We start from the raw sequence: 18,989 nt of genomic DNA on the forward strand, positions 1-18,989 counted from the left end.
GTCGAACTCGTCGCGGGAGAGAGAGTTCGAACAGAGGGTTTGGACGCTAGCACGGGCGGTTTGGTTGCTCGCGCGCGGGCGTGCGCCCGGATTCGTACTTTCGCTCCCCAGGCACGCTGTCCGGTCGTACCGTGGTTAACGGCATCGTAGATCTTGTGACCGCAGGCTTCCATCCGTACCGGTCACGGCCGCGACGCCGAGGGAAGGAGCCCGCCGAACCATGGACCGCCGATCTCCGCAGGGCCTGTCCGGACGCATCCCGCTCGCGGTGATCGTCGTGGACGGCGCGGGGCTGGTGTCGCACTGGAGTACGGGTGCGCGCCGGCTGTTCGGCCGGACACGGGAGGAAGCGGTCGGCCGCACAGCCCTGGACCTCTTACCAGTGGGCGGGGTCCTCGACGAGAGCGCCGACGGCGGCGCGCACCCCGCGGGCACCGCATACGCGCCGCGGGACGCGCTGGGCCCCGACCTGGAGACCTCGCTCGCCGGTGACAGCAGCTATCCGACGGCCGGCCGCGCCCGGCTCCACGACCGCTCCGGCACCGGGCGGGACGGCTCGCACTCCGCCGTGGACGTGCTGTGGTGGGCGTATCCGCTGGTCGGCCCCGGGCCTGAGCGGCTGCTCGTGCTGGCCGCGGACGCCGCGACGGCGGCAGCGGGCTCCGGCTGCGTCGAAACCTCGCCCGACCAGCCCTACGAACGGATCGCGCCCGGATTCGCGCTGCACACCGAATTCCCCGGCTCCGAGCAGCTCGCCAAACAGCTGCCGGAGATCCTGCCCAGCATGAATCCGCTGGAGAGCGCCCGGATCGTCGCGCAGGTGCTGGAGCTGGGCTATCCGGTGCTGGAGATAAGCCAGCACGACCGGGTGCCGGTCACCCCGGACTGGGGCGTGCCGCGCCGGGCCGAGCGGCAGGCCAGACGGCGGGCGGCCGAGGAAGCGGCGGCGGCCGACCCCGGGTCGGTGGCAGCCGAGGACATGGCGCCCGACCTGGAGTACGCCGCCGTCCGCGAGCACCTGGAATTCCTCAACGAGGTGAGCCGGCGGATAGGCACCTCGCTGGACCTGGCCAGGACGATCGAGGAAGTCAGCGCGGCCGTCGTGCCGCGCTTCACCGATGTCGCGGGCACCTATCTGCGCGAGCAGGTGCTCGCCGGCGAGGGCTTCCCCGACGGCCCGCCCGATGTCACCACCATGTGGTACCGCGTGGCGGTGGAGCACACCGACGAACCGGGCCGCTGGGACGACGTGGTGCCGGTCGGCGAGTCCATGCCCTTCCCCGCGCAGACCCCGTTCTTCCAGTGCATGACCACCGGCGAACCGGTGCTCGTCCCGCGGATCAGCGAGCAGATGGGCAACGCGATCGCGGCGCAGTTCCCCAAGCGCGACATCAGCCCGCTGATCAACAACCGCTCGATGCTCGTCGTGCCGCTCAAGGCGCGCGATGTGGTGCTGGGCTTCATGATCCTGCTGCGCCACCGCGAGCGGCCCGTCTTCAACGACATGGACCGGGTCACCGGCGCCGAACTGGCCGCCCGCGCCGGCCTCGTGCTCGACAACGCGCGGATGTACACGTATCAGGAGAATGTCGCCGACACCCTCCAGGACAGCATGCTGCCGCACATCGCGCCGCGGATGCCCGGCTGCGACGTGGCGACCCGCTATCTGCCCGGCACCCGGCTCGGCCGGGTCGGCGGAGACTGGTTCGACACCATCAAGCTGCCCGGCTCGCGCCTCGCGCTGGTGGTCGGCGACGTGATGGGGCACGGGCTTAACTCGGCGGCGATGATGGGCCAGTTCCGTACCGCCGTGCAGACCATGGCCGGACTCGACATGCCGCCCGCCCATCTGCTGCGCAATCTCGACGACCTGGCGCAACGGCTCGGCGAGCAGTATCTGGCGACCTGCCTCTACGCGGTCTACGACCCGGTCGAGTCCGAGCTGCTGATCGCCAACGCCGGTCACATCCCGCCGGTCCTGGTGCGCGCCGCCGACGGCCGCAGCGAACTGCTCGACGTGCCCACGGGCGCGCCGCTGGGCGTCGGCGGGGTGCCGTTCGAGACGGTACGGGTGCCGGTCGCGCCCGGCGACCGGCTGGTGCTGTGCACCGACGGTCTGGTGGAGGTCCGCGGGCAGGACATCGGCACCGGACTCGCGGCGCTCTGCGAGAGCGCCGCGCACCCGGCGGCCTCGATGGACGACGCCTGCGACACGATCATCCGCGCGCTCAATCCGCGCGGCGGCCGCAAGGACGACGTGGCGCTGCTGATGGCCCGGCTGAACGGCATCCCGCGGCAGGACGTCAGGGCCTGGGAGCTGGAGCCGGACCCGCGCGAGGTGGCGCGCGCCCGCGCCCTGGTCCGCGAGACCCTGCTCGGCTGGGACCTGGCCGAGATCAGCGAAACCGCGGAACTGCTGGTCGGCGAGGTGGTCACCAACGCGGTACGGCACACCGGCACCCGGCGGATCGGCCTGCGGCTGGTGCGCGCCGGGGCGCTGCTGTGCGAGGTGGCCGACGACGACCAGGCCGTTCCCGTGCTGCTGAACGCGGGCCCCGACGACGAGGGCGGCCGCGGCCTGCGGATCGTCAGCAGGCTCGCCCGGGAATGGGGCACCAGCCGTTCGGCGCGGGGCAAGTCGGTCTGGTTCGAACAGCCGCTGCCGGACCGCCGCGGGCGCTGAGACGCGGGGCCGGCCGCGTACTTCCGTTCCTTCCGTCCCTTCTGTTCCGATTCACGTTTCTTCCGACCTTCACGTTTCTTCCGATCACGGTCCTGGGGAGTGGTGAGCGACACGTGCACGTGTCCAGCGGGTACGAGCAGGCATGGGAGAGCTTCTGGCAGGACGCGCCCCATGAGGCGGGCGGCGTCTTCTGGGACGCCGATCCGGCACTGGTGGCGGAGCGGCACGTCCCGCACTTCCGGGCGCACTTCGACCCCGGGCTGCCGGTGGTCGACCTCGGCTGCGGGAACGGCACACAGACCCGCTTCCTGGCCGGGCACTACGAACGGGTGCTCGGCGTCGACCTGGCGCGGGCGGCGATCGACCGGGCCGCGCGCGACGATCCGCACGGCGTCGCCGAATACCGGCGGCTCGACGCGGTGGACGGCGACGCGGTGGCGCGGCTGCACGAGGAGATCGGCGACGCCAACGTCTATATGCGCGGGGTGCTGCACCAGTGCGAGCCGGAGGACCGCGGGCGGCTGGCCGAGGGCGTCGCGCTGCTCACCGGCGGGCGCGGCCGGGCCTTCGTGGTGGAGCTCGCCGAGGCCGCCAAGCCGGTGCTGATGGGGCTCGCGCAGGGTCCCGACGGGCCGCCCCGCAAGCTCGGCGCGATCTTCGCGCACGGCATCGCGCCGGGCGAGGTGTCGGACGCGGCGCTGCCGGACTTCTTCCGCGCCGCCGGGCTCGATGTGCTCTCCGACGGTGAACAGCCGTTGGTCACCACCGAGTTCCGACCGGACGGCACGAGGATAGAGATACCGTCGAAATGGCTGGTGGCGGGCCGTACGGGCTGAGCGGAGCGGTCCCGGCGGCCATCCGGAAGGATCACTTCAGTGGTATAGACCACTGAAGTTATCCACAGCCTGGGACCGGCCCTGGTGCCACCTGCGGGCGCCGCGTAACGTGCGGGGCATGAAGATCCTGATCTCGGCGGACATGGAAGGCGCGACCGGTGTGACCTGGCCGGCCGACGTGCTGCCCGGCAGCGAGCAGTGGCAGCGCTGCCGCCATATGTTCACCTCCGACGTCAACGCCGCCGTCGCGGGCTTCTACGACGGCGGCGCGGACGAGGTGCTGGTCAACGAGGCGCACTGGACGATGCGCAATCTCCTGCTGGAGAAGCTGGACGAGCGCGCCCAGATGCTCACCGGCCGCCACAAGGACCTCTCCATGGTCGAGGGCGTCCAGCACGGGGACGTGGACGGCATCGCCTTCGTCGGCTACCACACCGGCGCCGGCACCGAGGGCGTCCTCGCGCACACCTACCTCGCCAATTCCATCACCGGGGTGTGGGTCAACGGCGAGGCCGCGAGCGAGGGCCGGCTCAACGCGCTGGTCGTCGCCGAGTACGGCGTCCCCGTCGTCCTCGTGACCGGCGACGACAGGACCGGGATCGACGCCGCCGGATACGCCCCGCAGGCCCGTACCGTCGCGGTCAAGGACTACGTCTCCCGTTACGCGGCGGTCTGCCGCCCGCCCGCGCGCACCGCCGCCGACATCAGGTCCGCCGCCAAGGACGCCGCCGCGCTCGCCGTACGCCACGAGCCCGCGCAGGCCGGTCCGTTCACCGTCGAGCTGGAATTCGACGCCGTCCACCTGGCCGGCGCCGCCACCGTCGTCCCCGGCGTGGAACGCACCGGGGAGCGGCGTGTCGCCTACACGCTGCCCACGATGTACGAGGGCATCAGAGCCTTCAAGGCGGTCACCACACTCGTGTCGCAGGCGGTGGAGGAGCAGTATGGCTGAGCAGTCCGTCCAGGCACCGGGTTCCGTGGACGCCCGGGCACTCGACGAGGTCGTGACCTTCACCTCCGACCTCATCAGGATCGACACCACCAACCGCGGCGGCGGCGAGGGCAACGAACGGCCCGCCGCCGAATACGTCGCCCGGCAGCTCGCCGACGCCGGCATCGAGCCGCGCATCGTGGAATCCGCGCCCGGCCGCGCCAATGTGCTGGCCAGGATCGCGGGCAGCGACCCGTCCGCCGACGCGCTGCTGGTCCACGGCCACCTCGACGTCGTGCCCGCCGAGCCCGCCGACTGGACCGTGCACCCCTTCTCCGGCGAGGTCAGGGACGGCGTCGTCTGGGGCCGCGGCGCCATCGACATGAAGAACATGGACGCGATGGTGCTCGCCACCGTCCGCGCCTGGGCGCGCGGCGGGCAGCGGCCGCGGCGCGACATCGTGCTCGCCTTCACCGCCGACGAGGAGGACAGCGCCGCCTACGGCTCCGGCTACCTCGTCAAGGAACACGCCGACTTCTTCACCGGCTGCACCGAAGGCATCAGCGAATCCGGCGCCTTCACCTTCCACGCGGGACCCGACCTGCGGCTCTACCCCGTCGCGGCGGGCGAGCGCGGCACCGCCTGGCTCAAGCTCACCGCGCACGGCAAGGCCGGCCACGGCTCCAAGGTCAACCGGGACAACGCGGTCAGCAGGCTCGCCGCCGCCATCGCCAGGATCGGCGAGTACCAATGGCCGGTCCGCCTCACCGACACCGTACGGGCCGCGCTCGTCGAACTCGCCACGCTGCACGGCGTCCCCGCCGACCGGGCCGCCCTTGACGACGTCGACACCCTGCTGGAGCGGCTCGGCGACAGCGCGGACCTGGTGCGGAACACCGTCCGCAACAGCTCCAACCCGACGATGCTGGACGCCGGTTACAAGGTCAATGTGATCCCCGGCTCCGCCACCGCCTTCGTCGACGGGCGCATGCTGCCCGGCGCCGAGGAGGAGTTCGCCGCCACCCTCGACCGGCTCACCGGACCCGGTGTGGAGTGGGAGTTCTACCACCGCGAGATCCCGCTCCAGGCACCACTGGACTCGCCCACCTACGCCGCGATGCGCGAGTCGCTGCTGCACTTCGACCCGCAGGCGCACGTCGTGCCGTACTGCATGTCGGGCGGCACCGACGCCAAGCAGTTCTCCCGGCTCGGCATCACCGGCTACGGCTACTCGCCGCTGCGGCTGCCGCCCGGCTTCGACTACCAGGCGCTCTTCCACGGCGTGGACGAACGCGTACCGGTCGACGCCCTGCACTTCGGCGTCCGCGTGCTCGACCGCTTCCTGCGCGGCGCCGCCGACGACACCACGGACACCGGGGCGGGCGCATGACCACCACCACCGGCAACGCGGTGCGGCACGGCGCCTGGCCGTCACCGATCGACGCCGCCACGGCCGCCGCCCATGACGGCAGCCCCGAATACGTGGGCGTCGTCGGCGAGGACATCTGGTGGACAGCGCCGCGCCCCGCCGAGGCGGGCCGCCGCGCCTTGATCCGCCGCAGGCCGGACGGCACCGAGGAATGCCCGCTGCCCGCGCCCTGGAACGTGCGCAGCCGCGTCATCGAATACGGCGGCACCCCCTGGGCCGGCGCCGTCGTGGACGGCGCCCCGCTGCTGGTCTTCGCCAACTTCGCCGACCAGCGCCTCTACGCCTTCCGCCCGGACGAGCCGCGGACCGCGCCGCGCCCACTGACCCCGGTCGGCGCCGTCGGCGGCGGCCTGCGCTGGGCCGACCTGACGGTGCACTCCGACCGCGGCGAGGTCTGGGGCGTCCTGGAGGAGTTCACCGGCGAACGGCCCACCGACGTACGCCGCGTGCCCGCCGCCGTCCCGCTCGACGGCTCCGCGGCCGAGGACCGTACGGCGGTGCGGGAACTGACCGCGGCCACCCACCGGTTCGTCACCGGACCCCGACTCTCGCCCGACGGCCGCCGCGCCGCCTGGACCGCCTGGGACCACCCGCTGATGCCGTGGGACGGCACGCAGCTGCGGATCGCCGACGTCACCGCCGACGGCACCTTCGACGGCGCCCGCACCCTGATCGGCGGCCCCGAGGAGTCGGTCACCCAGGTCGACTGGGCCGCCGACGGCAGCCTGCTCGCCGCCACCGACCGCACCGGCTGGTGGAATCTGCACCGCGTCGACCCCGCCACCGGCGAGGCCGTCAACCTCTGCCCGCGCGAGGAGGAGTTCGGCAACGCGCTGTGGAAGCTCGGCCAGCGCTGGTTCGCGCCGCTCGACCACGGCCCGGTCGCCGTGCTGCACGGCGTCGGCGCGCTCCGGCTCGGCCTGCTCGACCCCGCCACCGGCGAGGTCGCGGACGCGCCCGGCCACTGGACCGAGTGGAATCCGACCCTGGCCGCCGCGGGCAGCCGCGTCATCGGTGTCGCGGCCGGTGCCCGCACCTCCTACGAACTGGTCGAGCTGGACGTGACGACCGGCCGCACCCGCGTCATCGGCAACGCGCACCACGACACGGTGGACCCCGCCTATGTGCCCGACGCGGTGGCGCGGACCTTCACCGGACCCGGCGGGCGCGAGGTGCACGCCCAGGTCTACCCGCCGCGCAATCCGCGGGTCACCGGCGAGGGCCCCGCGCCCTACGCGATCTGGGTGCACGGCGGACCCACCAGCCGCGCCTTGATGGTCCTCGACCTGGAGATCGCCTACTTCACCTCGCGCGGCATCGGCGTCGCCGAGGTCAACTACGGCGGCTCCACCGGCTACGGCCGCGCCTACCGCAACCGGCTGCGCGAGCAGTGGGGCGTGGTCGACGTCGAGGACTGCGCCGCCGTCGCCCAGGGCCTGGTCGCCGAGGGCGCCGCCGACCCCGCGCGGCTGGCGATCCGCGGCGGCAGCGCCGGCGGCTGGACCAGCGCCGCCGCGCTGACCTCCACCGACACCTACGCCTGCGGCACGGTCATCTACCCGATCCTCGACCTGCTCGGCTGGTCCCGGGCGGGCGGCGAGACCCACGACTTCGAGTCGGAGTACCTGGAATCGCTGATCGGACCGCTCGACGACGTGCCCGAGCGCTACCGGGACCGCTCGCCCGTCAACCACGGCGACCGGATCGACGTGCCCTTCCTGCTGCTCCAGGGCCTGGACGACGTCATCTGCCCGCCGGTGCAGTGCGAACGCTTCCTCGAAGCGGTCGCCGGGCGCGGCGTCCCGCACGCCTATCTGACCTTCGAGGGCGAGAGCCACGGCTTCCGCCGCCTGGACACCATGATCACCGCCCTGGAGGCCGAACTCGCCCTCTACGGCCAGGTCTTCGGCTTCACGGCCGAGGGCGTCGCACCGCTGGAGCTGCACACATGACGGAGAGTTCGCCGGGGTCGGGCACCGGGCCCGAGGACGAGGCGGGGTCCGGGCGCGGCGGGGGCGCGACCGCAGGACCGCGCCGGGTGGCCGACCTCGTCGGCGTCCCGGTGCCCGCGCTGATCCGCCCCCGGCGGCTCACGCCGGGCGACCGGATCGGCATCGTCGCGCCCAGCGGCCCGGTGCCGGGCGACCGTCTCGCGGCGGGCCTGGACATCCTGCGCGCCTGGGACCTAGACCCGGTGGTGGCACCGCACGTCCTGGACGAGCACCCGTCCGGCTACCTCGCCGGCACCGACCGGGCCAGGGCCGCCGACCTCCAGCGGATGTGGTGCGACCCGGACGTGTCCGCCGTGCTGTGCGCCCGCGGCGGCTACGGCGTGCAGCGGATGGTGGACCTGCTCGACTGGGAGGCGATGGGCGCGGCGGGTCCCAAGGCGTTCATCGGCTACAGCGACATCACCGCGCTGCACGAGGCGTTCGCCACCCGGCTGGGCCTGGCCACCGTGCACGGCCCGATGGCGGCGACCGCGACCTTCCTCAAGGACGGCCCCACCCAGGACCATCTGCGGCGCACCCTGTTCACCCCGGACGAGACGCGCACCGTGACCTCGCCGACCGCCCGCACCCTGCTGCCCGGGCGGGCCACCGGCGTCACCCTCGGCGGCTGCGTCAGCCTGCTCGCCTCCGACCTCGGCACGCCGTACGCCCGGCCGTCCGCGGCCGGCGGCATTCTCGTCCTGGAGGACATCGGCGAGGAGCCCTACCGGCTCGACCGGATCCTCACCCAACTGCTGCACGCCGGCTGGCTGGACGGGGTGGCCGGCATCGTCCTCGGCTCCTGGCAGGACTGCGGCCCCTACGAAGCGGTGCGGGCGCTGATGATCGACCGGCTCGGCGGCCTCGGGGTGCCGATCGTCGAGGAGTTCGGCTTCGGCCATTGCGACTCGACGCTCACCGTGCCGCTCGGGGTGCCCGCGGTGCTCGACGCGGACGCGGCCACGCTGACGTACGACGTGCCCGCGCTCGTGTAGGCCCGCGCGCCGGGCGGCGGTCCGCCGCCCGGCACGGATCCGCCGTCCGGCGCGGATCTTACGGAGCGCTGACGCCCCGGCCGGGTCGGGCCCGCCGGCCCGGGCCCGGCCCGTACGGTCGGGCCCATGCTGGTACTCGTCACCGGAGGAGCGGGCTTCATCGGCTCGCACATCGTCACCGCGCTGCGCTCGGCAGGACACCGGGTCCGCGTCCTGGACGCGCTGCTGCCCGCCGCCCACCACACCCCGCCGCCCGTGCCCGAAGGCGTGGAATGGCGGCCGGCCGACGTCCGGGACCGAGCCGCCGTCGCCGAGGCCCTGCGCGGCGCCGACGCCGTCTGCCACCAGGCGGCCATGGTCGGCCTCGGCAAGGACTTCGCCGACGCGCCGGACTACGTGAGCTGCAACGACCTCGGCACCGCGATCCTGCTCGCCGGCATGGCGGACGCGGGCGTACGGTCGCTGCTGCTCGCCGGGTCCATGGTGGTCTACGGCGAGGGCCGGTACGCGTGCGGACGGCACGGCGTCGTACGGCCGGGCCCGCGGCAGGTCGCCGACCTGGACGCCGGACGCTTCGAACCGCCGTGCCCGCACTGCGGCGAACCACTGGCGCCCGGCCTGGTGGACGAGGACGCGCCCGCCGACCCGCGCAATGTCTACGCCGCCACCAAGCTCGCCCAGGAACACCTGGCCGCGGCCTGGGCGCGCGCCACCGGCGGCCGGGCGGTCTCCTTGCGCTACCACAATGTGTACGGGCCCGGCATGCCGCGCGACACCCCCTACGCCGGGGTCGCGGCGCTCTTCCGCTCCGCGCTGGCCCGCGGCGAGGCGCCCGCCGTCTTCGAGGACGGCCGCCAGCGGCGGGACTTCATCCACGTCACAGACGTCGCCGCCGCCAACGCGGCCGCGCTCGCCGGTATCGGTGGGCTCCCGGAGGGGACGCTGCGGGCGTACAACGTCGCGACCGGCACGCCGCGCACCGTCGGCGAGATGGCGACGGTGCTCGCCGCCGTCACCGGCGGCCCCGAGCCCCGGGTCACCGGGCAGTACCGCCTCGGCGACGTCCGCCATGTCACCGCCTCGGCGGACCGGATCCGCGCCGAACTGGGCTGGAGCGCCCAAGTCCCCTTCGCCGAGGGCGTCGCCGACTTCGCCCGGGCCCCGCTGCGCGCCCTGGCCTGACGCGGAGAGGGGCACGGGGCGCGTTCTGGTTTGACGGCACGACGGGCACGACCGGCGGCACGGACGGGCACGACGGGCACGACCGCCACGGACGGGCACAACCGGCGCGACCGGTACGGGCGCCCGGGCGCGCCGACGCCAGGGCGCACGTACGCACGAGCCCGTACCGTTTCCCGGCGCTAGCGCCGGGCCGGCCATGAAGAACCGAGGGCGGCGGAGGGCGGGGGCGCCGCCCGTCAGCTGCGCGCGGCCGGGAGGAAGACGTCGAAGCGGCAGCCGCCGGGGATGTTCTGGACGGCGGCCCTGCCATGGTGTGCCTCCACGATGCCGCGCACGATCGCCAGCCCGAGACCCGCTCCCGCCGGAGGCGTCCGCGCCCCGGTGCCGCGCCAACCGGTGTCGAAGACCCGGGGGAGGTCGTCGGCCGGTATGCCGCCGCAGCCGTCGGACACCGACAGCACGACCGAGCCGGATGCCGTGTCGTGCCGCGCGGAGACCGCGACCGTGCCGTCGGCCGGCGTGCGGTGGATCGCGTTGGCCAGCAGATTCGCCAGCACCCGCGTCATCTCGCGCCCGTCCACCTCCACCGGCACCTGCTCCACCCCCTCGCCGACCAGCCGCACCCCGTGCTCGGCGGCCAGCGGATTGGCCCCGGCCATGGCGTCGCCGACCAGGTCGTAGACCGACATCCGGGTGGGGGACAGGGCCAGCACGCCCGCCTGGATGCGGGAGAGTTCGAAGAGGTCGCCGACCATGCCGCTGAGCCGGTCCACCTCGGCGCGTATCTGCCGGTGGTAGCGGGCCGGGTCCTCCGCTATGCCGTCCTCCAGGGCCTCCGTCATCGCCCGCAGCCCGGCCAGCGGAGTCCGCAGGTCGTGCGAGATCCAGGCGACCAGTTCACGGCGCGACGCCTCCAGGGCGCGCTCCCGCTCCCGGGAATCGGCGAGCTTCGCGCTCGTCACCGCCAACTCCCGACCCAGCTCGGCCAGTTCGGCGGTGGGTGCGTGCGCGGGCGCCGCGAAGGCATCGCCGTCACCGAAAGCGCGCGTCGCGGCGGCCAGCGCGCGGCTGCCCGCGACGACCCACCGTCCCAGCAGCAGCGTCACGCCCAGCGAGACCACCGCGGCTATCGCGCACACCGTGGTCACCACACCCAGGTCGTGCTCGGACAGGAACATCGCCCAGGCCACCGACAGCGTGCCCGCGAGCATCGCGGCCACCGTCACCACGGCCACGACCGCCAGCGACAGCGCCACCGAACGGCGCCGCAGCAGCCGCAGGACCGCCGCTCCGATCAGCCCGACCACAGCGGCCCCCACCGCCGCGTAGGCCGCGATCACCAGCGCGTCACGCACCGCTCCCACCGCCTCTACCGCCTTCCGGTTGCCGCACGGAGTCCGTGCCAGCGCCGGTCCCCGGCGGGGATTCCGGAGCCGTACCCGTAGCGGCCCCGGGGCGCGAGGCGTCGTCCGCCCGCGAAGCCCCGGTCCCGGCCGGTGCCGGTCCGGCACTCGGCGCGCCCGGCGCCGAATCGCCGTACCCGCCTCCGGCGCCGGCGACAGCGCCGCCGTCCGGGCCGGCCGCATCGTCCTCGGCGGCGCCGTCCCCGCCGGACGGCGCCCCCTCCGGCGGGTCGAAGCGGTACCCGACACCCCACACCGTGCTGATCAGCCGCGGCCTGGCCGGATCGTCCTCGATCTTCTCCCGCAGCCGCCGCACATGAACCGTCACCGTCGACAGGTCGCCGAATTCCCAGCCCCACACCCGCCGCATCAATTCCTCCCGGCCCAGGACCCGGCCCGGTTGGCGCAGGAAGAAGGCGAGCAGATCGAACTCGCGGATCGTCAGGGGCAGTTCCGTACCGTCCCGGGTCGCGCGCCGCGCCGCGGGGTCCAGCGCGAGGGGGCCGGAGCGCAGCCAGGGGCCGGGCGCGGGCGCGCTGCCGGCCCGGCGCAGCACGGACTCCACCCGCAGCACCAGCTCGCGCGGGCTGAACGGCTTGGTCACATAGTCGTCCGCGCCGACCTCCAGGCCGAGGATCCGGTCGTCCTCGTCGCCGCGCGCGGTGAGCATCACCACCGGCACCGGCCCGCCCTCACGGATCCGGCGGCACACTTCGAGGCCGTCCATCCCCGGCAGCATCAGGTCGAGCACGACCAGATCCGGCCGGAAGGCCGCCGCCCGCGCCACGGCGGACGGGCCGTCCGCGACCCGCTCCACGGCGAAACCCGCGCGGTCGAGATAGCTCGCGACGACCTCGGCGACGGTCGGGTCGTCGTCCACGACGAGGACCCGCCGACGGGGCGGCTGCGCGGCTGGCACATGGGGGCTGGTCATGCTGACGAGTCTGACATCCACCACTGACAGTGACGACCGGCCCGTCGCCCGAGGGCGTCGCCGTCCGCGTTTCGTAAGGATCGCGCGCCCCGTTTTGTCCGTCGCGGCTCCGTAGGGTGACGGGTGTGACCAAGCCATCGCCCGCAGTCATCGACGTCGTCCTGCCCTGCCTCGACGAGGCCGCCGCCCTGCCCTGGGTGCTGGACCGGATCCCGCCCGGCTGGCGCGCGATCGTCGTGGACAACGGCTCCACCGACGGCTCCGCCCGCATCGCCGCCGAGCGCGGCGCGCACGTCGTGACCGCGCCCGTACGGGGTTTCGGCGCCGCCTGCCACGCGGGACTGCTCGCCGCGACCGCCGACGTGGTCTGCTTCTGCGACTGCGACGGCTCCCTCGACCCGCGGCTGCTGCCCGACGTGGCGGGGCCGGTGCTCGACGGCGCTGCCGACCTCGTACTCGGCCGCCGCCGCCCGACCACTTTCCGCGCCTGGCCGCCGCACGCCCGGCTGGCCAATGTCCGGCTCGCCCGGCTGCTGCGCCGCCGCACCGGCCTGCGCCTGCACGACCTCGGCCCGATGCGGGCCGCCCGCCGCGAGGCCCTGCTCGACCTCGGCCTGACCGACCGCCGCTCCGGCTACCCGCTCCAGATGGTGGTGCGCGCCGCCGACGCCGGCTGGCGGATCCGCGAGACACCCGTCCCGTACGCGCCGCGCACCGGCCGCTCCAAGGTCACCGGCACCTGGCGCGGCACCTGGCACGCGGTGCGCGACATGTCCGCCGTCCTCCACGAGCCGCCGGCCGCGACCGGCACACGCCGTGACGGGACCGCCGCCGCCCGGACGGAGGTCTCCCGATGAGCGGGCCGCGTACGGACGCACTCTCTGTGACGACGCTGCTGGTGATCGCCAAAGAGCCGGTGCCCGGGCGGGTCAAGACCCGGCTGACGCCGGTGTGCACGCCCGCGCAGGCCGCGGGTCTCGCGCTGGCTGCGCTGCGCGACACCCTCGCCGTGGGCCTGGAAGTCCCCGTCCGGCGGCGGGTGCTGGTGCTGGACGGCGCGCCGGGGCCGTGGGTGCCGGACGGCTACGAGGTCGCGCCGCAGTCCGGCGGCGGCCTCGACGAACGGCTGGCCGCCGCCTTCGCGCTGAGCGACGGGCCCGCGCTGCTGGTCGGCATGGACACCCCGCAGCTCACCCCCGGCCTGCTGGCTCCCGCCCTGCGCCCGGACGGCGGGTCCGGCTGCGACGCCTGGTTCGGCCCCGCGGCCGACGGCGGCTTCTGGGCCCTCGGCCTCGCCGACCCCGCCCGCCCCGACCTGCTCCTCGGGGTCCCCATGTCCACCGACCGGACCGGCGCGATCCAGCGCGCCCGCCTCACCGGCGCGGGCCTGCGCGTCCGCGACCTCCCCGTCCTGCGCGACGTCGACACACCCGCCGACGCCGCCGCCGTCGCGGCCCTCGCCCCCGGCACCCGCTTCGCGGCGGCGTGGCGCGACCTGGGCCCGGCGGGCCCGCTGGAGACCGCCTCCACCGCGGGCGCCGCCCGGTGACCACGTCCGTACCCGTCGCCCGCACCGTCGCGCCGCCGCCTCCGTCCTGGGGCGGCGACCCGTACGCCCGGGCCATGGTGAGCGGGCGCGGGCCGCTCTTCCTGCGCCGCGACGACGGGTGGCTGCTGCCGCTGGACGTGGAGCGGTGGTGCGCGCCGCCCGACGGGGCCGACCGGACGATGGTGCGGCGCTGCCGCGGGCCGGTGCTCGACATCGGCTGCGGGCCCGGTCGGCTGGTGGCCGCCGTCGCGCGCCGCGGGGTGCCCGCGCTGGGGCTCGACGTCAGCCCGGCGGCCGTCGCCCGGACGAAGGGCGCGGGCGGCGCGGTGCTGTGCCGTTCGGTCTTCGACCGGGTGCCCGCGGAAGGCCGCTGGGGCACGGCGCTGCTCGCCGACGGCAACATCGGCATCGGCGGCGACCCGTACGCCCTGCTCGCCCGCGTCCGTGAACTCCTCGCCCCCGGCGGCCGGTTGCTCGCCGAAGCGGCACCGTACGAGGTCGACGAGCGCCTCACCGTACGCGTCGAGGACGGCCACGGCCGCCAGGGCGGCGACTTCCCCTGGGCCCGCCTCGGCCCCCGCGCCCTCCGCACCGCGGCCCACGCCACCGGCTGGTCCGTGACCGAGGAATGGTCGGCCTCCGGCCGCCGCTTCGCATCCCTGACCACCGCCGACCGCTCCGCGTGACCGGTGAAAGCGCCGCCGTGTCCGCGTCAGTTTCCGTCGCCGCCGCGCCGTTCGCCGATTCCGCCGATCCGGCCCCACCGCGCTCCGGACGGCCGGCGATCGTCGGGACCGGGCTGCTCCTGGGCGGCCTGGTGGCCGTGCTCCTCGGCACCTTCACCGTCGGCGGGAGCGAGGGCGATCCGGCGCGGCTGCCGTACTGGTACGCCGCCGGATGGGTGCTGTTCGCCGCCGCGCTGCTCGCGCTGCGGAAGGTGCCGCGGCGCGCGGCGAGCGGCCTCGTCGTCGCCGGCGGCGTCGCGCTCGCGCTGACCGGACTGATCAGCGCGCCGCGGACCAGCAACGACATGTACCGGTACGCGTGGGACGGCCGGGTGCAGGCCGCGGGCGTCTCGCCGTACGCGTATCCGCCCGACGCGCCGGAGCTGCGGCAGCTGCGCGAGCCCTGGCTCTTCCCGGCGCCAGCCGGCCGGCGGTGCGCGGACTGGACCGATATCCGTACCACCGGCGGCGACTGCACCCGCATCAACCGCCCGTACGTGCACACGATCTACCCGCCCGTCGCCGAGGGCTGGTTCCTCGCCGTGCACGCGGTGTCGCCGCCCGGCACCCGCTGGAAACCGCTCCAAGTCGGCGGCGCCCTCCTGGCCGTGGCGACCACGGGCGCGCTGCTCCTGGTGCTGCGGCGGCACGGCGCCGACCCGCGCCGCGCCGCGCTGTGGGCGTGGTGCCCGATCGTGCCGGTCGCGGCCGTCAACGACGCGCACATCGACGCCCTCGGTGTCCTCCTCACCGTCCTCGCCCTCGGCATGGCTCGCGGACTCCCGCGCCGCGGAGCCCTGTTGGGCGCGGCCGTCGCCGTGAAGATCCTGCCGGTCCTCGCGCTGCCCGGCGCCCTCGCCCGCCGCGGCCCGCGCGAAACGCTCCGCACGGTGCTCCCCGTGCTCGCCGTAATCGTTCTCGCCTATCTGCCGTACGTCCTCGCCTCCGGCGGCGGGGTGCTCGGGTACCTGCCGGGCTACCTCAAGGAGGAGGGCTACGAGCCGGGCGGCGTACACCGGTTCGCCCTGCTGCGGCTGGTCCTCCCGGACGGCGCGGCCGGCCCGACCGCCGTCGCGGGCGTGCTCGCGGTGGCGCTGTACACGCTGCGCCGGGGCGACCCCGGCCGGCCATGGCGCGGCGCCCTGACCGTGACCGGCACCGCCCTGCTGCTGACGTCACCCTCGTACTACTGGTACGCGCTCCTGATCGTCGGCCTCGTCGCGCTCGACGGCCGCTGGGAGTGGCTGGCCGTACCGCTCGCCGGACTCGCGCTCTACGCCGGTGATGTGCTCGGCGCCGTACCCGGCGGGAATGTGCTCCAGGCAAGCGCGTACGGGGCGGCGGCGCTCGTGGTCGCGACGGGCGCGCTGGCGCGCCGGAGGGCGCGAAACGACGCGCGGGCGAACGCCTGCGGTAGCACCGTTGACACCTCGGCGCCGCCGTGTCGTACTTAGTGCCTGCCCGGCCGTGCACCCGCGGCCCTTCGGCACCGGCCCCTCCGGCACCCCGCGATACCCGTATGCCTCGTGCCGCCGACACCGAAGCCGCCCGACAGGCGTGGCGGGCAGGGCCTTTCGGGCTGTACTCGATGTCGTAATGCAGTCGCAGCCGGTACGCGCTTCGGCTCCTGGGGGATTGCGGTGGCGAGAGAGCACTATCCGACGACGGCCGAAGTCATCGAGGGCGCCAGGCTGTTGGCGCTCAGATACCCGGAGGTCTGCCGGCTGCGGACGGTCGGCCGTTCGCGCGCCGGCCGCCCGTTATTGCTGTTGACGGTGGGTCACGGCAGCCGGAACGCCCTGGTGGTGGCCGGTCCGCACGCCAACGAGGCCGCGGTGGGCGGTGCCACGGTGCTCCATCTCGCCAACCGGATCGCCGCCGACCGCGAACGCGGTGACGACGACGGCACCTCCTGGCACTTCCTGCTGTGCATCGACCCGGACGGTGCCGCGCTCAACGAGCCCTGGCTGTCCGGCCCTTACACCCTGCGCGGCCACTACGAGCACTTCTTCCGGCCGTGCTTCGCCGAACAGCCGGAATGGCTGCCCGCGGCCGGCACACCCGACCCGGCACTGCCCGAGACCCGCGCGCTGCTCGGCGTCCTGGACGCGCTGCGCCCGGTGCTCCAGTGCTCGCTGCACGGCATCGACGTCGGCGGCAGCTTCGTACAGCTCACCAGCGACGTCCCCGGAGTGCCGGAGCGTATCGGCAAGTCGGCCGCGGAGCTGGACATTCCGCTGGAGAGCGGCTCCTCCGACGCCTTCCAATGGCCGAGCCCGGGCCCCGGCGTCTATGTGATGCCGCCGGACGGCGACCCCACCACGGTCGGCGACGGCGCCCACTCCACCTGGGCGCACGCCCGCCGCTACGACGGCGTCACCGCCATCGTCGAAGTGCCCATGTGGGCCTGCGACCGGATCGCCGACATCTCCCCGCACCCCGCGCCCGACCACGCCCTGCGCGCCGCGGGCGCGGCCCTGCGTCGCGATCTGCCGCGCGTGGCCCGGGTGCTGGACAATCTCGACCCGCAACTGGTCGGCGCGGACTGCCCGATGCTGCGCACCGTCAAGGAACTCGTCGGCATCGGACCCCGGTTGTCCGCCGACTGGGACCCGGCCGTCCGGCCGCCGGACGCGGCGCCCCTGCCGCCGATGACGACCGCGCGCGTCACCAGCATCGAGGTGTACGCGCAGCGCATCCCGCTGCGCGCCGCCGCGATGCTCCGCCGTATCGCCGACGTCCCCTGCGTCACCGCACTCGTCGACGAGTGGTGCGCGGCGTACGAGAGCGCCTACCGGCCGCGCTGGGTGCCGGTCGCCGACCAGGTCGAGCAGCAGGCCCGCAGCGTCATCGCGGTCTACGAAGAGCTGCGTACATGAGCATGTCCTTCAGCTCGCCGCCGACCCGCTGCCAGTCGCGCAGCAGCCCCTCGCGCACGTATCCGGCGCTCTCCGCGGTCCGCAGTGAGCCGGTGTTCCACGGCTCGACGTACAGTTCGAGCCGCGCGATGCCCAGCTCCCGCAGACCCCAGTCGGTGATCGCGCGCAGCCCGGCGCCCGCCGCCCCCGCCCCGCGCGCGGACGGCGCCACCCAGTAGCCGACGGACGCCCGGTCCGCGCTGATCACCCGCAGCCCCGCGTTGCCGACCGCCCGGCCGTCGGCGGTCCGCGCGATCACGAACGGATACTGCCCGGTCGCCGGGCGCCCCCACTGCCGCGCCACGAAGGCTCTGCCCGCCGCGTCGTCGTAGACGGCGGGCACGGTCGTGATCAGCGGGATCAGCGGATCCGCCGAGACCTCGCGCACCACGTGCAGATCGCCCGTCTCCCAGCGCCGCAGGGTGTACGCGCCCGCCGGCAGCACCGGCAGCTCCTCGATGTCACCCATGGGCCCGATGCTGCCCGCGTCACCCGTTCGGAGCAACCTGGAGCCCGTCCGGGCGCCGACACGGCGATCATGAACGCAGGGGGTCGCCGCAGAGCCGAGAGCAGGTGGGCGTGATGAGCACCGACAAGTCGCTCAGCGACAGCAAGTACGGTTCGCTGACCGCGGGCCGGATCACCGTGGCGGTCCTGGCCGTCCTCGCCCTGGTCTTCATCTTCGAGAACACCCGGGACGTCAAGATCCGGCTGCTCATCCCCGAGGTCACCATGCCGCTGTGGCTGGCGCTGCTCGGCTGCTTCGTCATCGGCGCGCTCGCCGGCATGTTCCTGCGGCGCTCCAGCCGCACCAAGGGCGGGCGCTGACGCCGGTCGCCCCCGACGGGCGCGTCAGACGGACGTGACCAGCGGCTTTCCGAGGCAGACGCTCAGCTCGTCGTGCCGGTAGTAGCCGAATTTCGGCACTGGAACATAACCGCACGAGCGGTACAGCGCGATCGCCTCGGGCTGCCGCTGACCGGTCTCCAGGACCATCCGGGTCCGCCCGGCCGCCGCCGCGCTGCGCTCCAGCTCGGCCAGGATCGCCCGCGCCAGACCGCGCCCGCGGGCCCGCGCCACCACGAACATCCGCTTGATCTCGGCGTCGCCGTCCGCGTGCCCCTCGGGCGAGTCCTCCTGGGCGCGCCAGCCGCCGCTGGCCACCGCCTCGCCGTCCTCGTCGTAGGCCAGCAGATACAGGCCGCGCGGCGGGTCGAAGTGCGCCGCGTCCATCACGGTCAGATCGCCGTCGCCGTACCGTTCCACGTACTCCTGCTGCACCAGATCGTTCAGCTTCACCGCGTCGGGGTCGTCGTACCGCACCGCTCTGATCTCCACGGACGCCATCGTACGTGCGTGCGTACGGTGCCGGGGGAGCGGCCCGCGCGGCCGCGCGCAGGGGTACGAAACGGA

Annotated in this window: 16 protein-coding genes and 1 pseudogene; 13 read left to right on the top strand and 4 right to left on the bottom strand. The window is 74.5% G+C overall.

Features of this window, described 5'->3' with window-relative positions:
• Positions 1–220: 220 nt before the first annotated feature.
• The 7 genes from BM076_RS00805 (at position 221) to BM076_RS00835 (ending at position 10,047) form a co-directional block, all read left to right on the top strand.
• Positions 221–2,683: a SpoIIE family protein phosphatase gene (locus tag BM076_RS00805; protein WP_093711334.1), complete on the top strand. Its 2,463-nt coding sequence runs from the start codon at positions 221–223 to the stop codon at positions 2,681–2,683.
• Between the two features lie 113 nt (positions 2,684–2,796).
• Positions 2,797–3,519 carry a class I SAM-dependent methyltransferase gene (locus tag BM076_RS00810; RefSeq protein ID WP_093711335.1) on the top strand — a complete coding sequence of 241 codons (723 nt, stop codon included), beginning with the start codon at positions 2,797–2,799 and terminating at the stop codon, positions 3,517–3,519.
• 118 nt (positions 3,520–3,637) lie between these two features.
• Positions 3,638–4,471, top strand: a complete 834-nt coding sequence (locus tag BM076_RS00815; protein ID WP_093711336.1) for a M55 family metallopeptidase — start codon at positions 3,638–3,640, stop codon at positions 4,469–4,471.
• Entirely contained in the window at positions 4,464–5,840 is a 1,377-nt protein-coding gene (locus BM076_RS00820) for a M20/M25/M40 family metallo-hydrolase (RefSeq protein WP_093711337.1), read from the top strand. The genes BM076_RS00815 and BM076_RS00820 overlap by 8 nt, the downstream gene beginning before the upstream one ends.
• On the top strand, positions 5,837–7,831 hold the full coding sequence (locus tag BM076_RS00825; protein WP_093711338.1) for a dipeptidyl-peptidase 5: 1,995 nt from the start codon (positions 5,837–5,839) through the stop codon (positions 7,829–7,831). Before BM076_RS00820 ends, BM076_RS00825 begins: the two co-directional genes overlap by 4 nt.
• Positions 7,828–8,865: a S66 peptidase family protein gene (locus tag BM076_RS00830; protein WP_093711339.1), complete on the top strand. Its 1,038-nt coding sequence runs from the start codon at positions 7,828–7,830 to the stop codon at positions 8,863–8,865. Before BM076_RS00825 ends, BM076_RS00830 begins: the two co-directional genes overlap by 4 nt.
• A 126-nt stretch (positions 8,866–8,991) precedes the next feature.
• Complete coding sequence (locus BM076_RS00835) at positions 8,992–10,047, top strand: NAD-dependent epimerase/dehydratase family protein (protein WP_093711340.1); 1,056 nt, start codon at positions 8,992–8,994, stop codon at positions 10,045–10,047.
• Positions 10,048–10,283: 236 nt separating this feature from the next.
• Here the strand turns inward: BM076_RS00835 and BM076_RS00840 are convergent, their stop codons facing one another.
• Together BM076_RS00840 and BM076_RS00845 are read right to left on the bottom strand one after the other, a co-directional pair.
• The gene (locus BM076_RS00840) at positions 10,284–11,402 is read right to left on the bottom strand and encodes a sensor histidine kinase (protein ID WP_093711705.1); all 1,119 of its coding nucleotides are present in this window, start codon (positions 11,400–11,402) and stop codon (positions 10,284–10,286) included.
• A gap of 274 nt (positions 11,403–11,676) precedes the next feature.
• Positions 11,677–12,384, bottom strand: a pseudogene (locus BM076_RS00845) (response regulator transcription factor); the annotation flags it as partial.
• A gap of 116 nt (positions 12,385–12,500) precedes the next feature.
• On the opposite strand from BM076_RS00845, the gene BM076_RS00850 reads away from it, so the two are divergent.
• From BM076_RS00850 to BM076_RS00870, 5 genes are all read left to right on the top strand, one after another.
• On the top strand, positions 12,501–13,241 hold the full coding sequence (locus tag BM076_RS00850) for a glycosyltransferase family 2 protein (RefSeq protein ID WP_407640601.1): 741 nt from the start codon (positions 12,501–12,503) through the stop codon (positions 13,239–13,241).
• Positions 13,238–13,933 carry a TIGR04282 family arsenosugar biosynthesis glycosyltransferase gene (locus tag BM076_RS00855; protein ID WP_093711341.1) on the top strand — a complete coding sequence of 232 codons (696 nt, stop codon included), beginning with the start codon at positions 13,238–13,240 and terminating at the stop codon, positions 13,931–13,933. Before BM076_RS00850 ends, BM076_RS00855 begins: the two co-directional genes overlap by 4 nt.
• On the top strand, positions 13,930–14,619 hold the full coding sequence (locus BM076_RS00860; protein ID WP_407640602.1) for a class I SAM-dependent DNA methyltransferase: 690 nt from the start codon (positions 13,930–13,932) through the stop codon (positions 14,617–14,619). The genes BM076_RS00855 and BM076_RS00860 overlap by 4 nt, the downstream gene beginning before the upstream one ends.
• Before the next feature lie 17 nt (positions 14,620–14,636).
• A complete protein-coding gene (locus BM076_RS00865; RefSeq protein WP_245795622.1) occupies positions 14,637–16,112 on the top strand; it encodes a glycosyltransferase family 87 protein in 1,476 nt (491 codons plus the stop codon).
• A 186-nt stretch (positions 16,113–16,298) separates the two neighbouring features.
• Positions 16,299–17,537, top strand: a complete 1,239-nt coding sequence (locus tag BM076_RS00870; protein WP_245795623.1) for a M14 family zinc carboxypeptidase — start codon at positions 16,299–16,301, stop codon at positions 17,535–17,537.
• On the opposite strand, the gene BM076_RS00875 is transcribed toward BM076_RS00870, so the two are convergent.
• Complete coding sequence (locus tag BM076_RS00875) at positions 17,506–18,045, bottom strand: GNAT family N-acetyltransferase (protein ID WP_093711342.1); 540 nt, start codon at positions 18,043–18,045, stop codon at positions 17,506–17,508. The two genes, BM076_RS00870 and BM076_RS00875, sit on opposite strands and share 32 nt — an antisense overlap.
• 113 nt (positions 18,046–18,158) lie before the next feature.
• On the opposite strand from BM076_RS00875, the gene BM076_RS00880 reads away from it, so the two are divergent.
• Positions 18,159–18,404, top strand: coding sequence for a lipopolysaccharide assembly protein LapA domain-containing protein (locus tag BM076_RS00880; protein ID WP_093711343.1), 246 nt, complete (start codon positions 18,159–18,161; stop codon positions 18,402–18,404).
• A 24-nt stretch (positions 18,405–18,428) separates the two neighbouring features.
• Here BM076_RS00880 and BM076_RS00885 read toward each other — a convergent pair whose 3' ends face one another.
• A complete protein-coding gene (locus BM076_RS00885; RefSeq protein WP_093711344.1) occupies positions 18,429–18,923 on the bottom strand; it encodes a GNAT family N-acetyltransferase in 495 nt (164 codons plus the stop codon).
• Positions 18,924–18,989: the final 66 nt, after the last annotated feature.

The sequence above is a fragment of the Actinacidiphila alni genome, from assembly GCF_900112845.1.
GTDB classification, from domain to species: Bacteria; Actinomycetota; Actinomycetes; order Streptomycetales; family Streptomycetaceae; genus Actinacidiphila; species Actinacidiphila alni.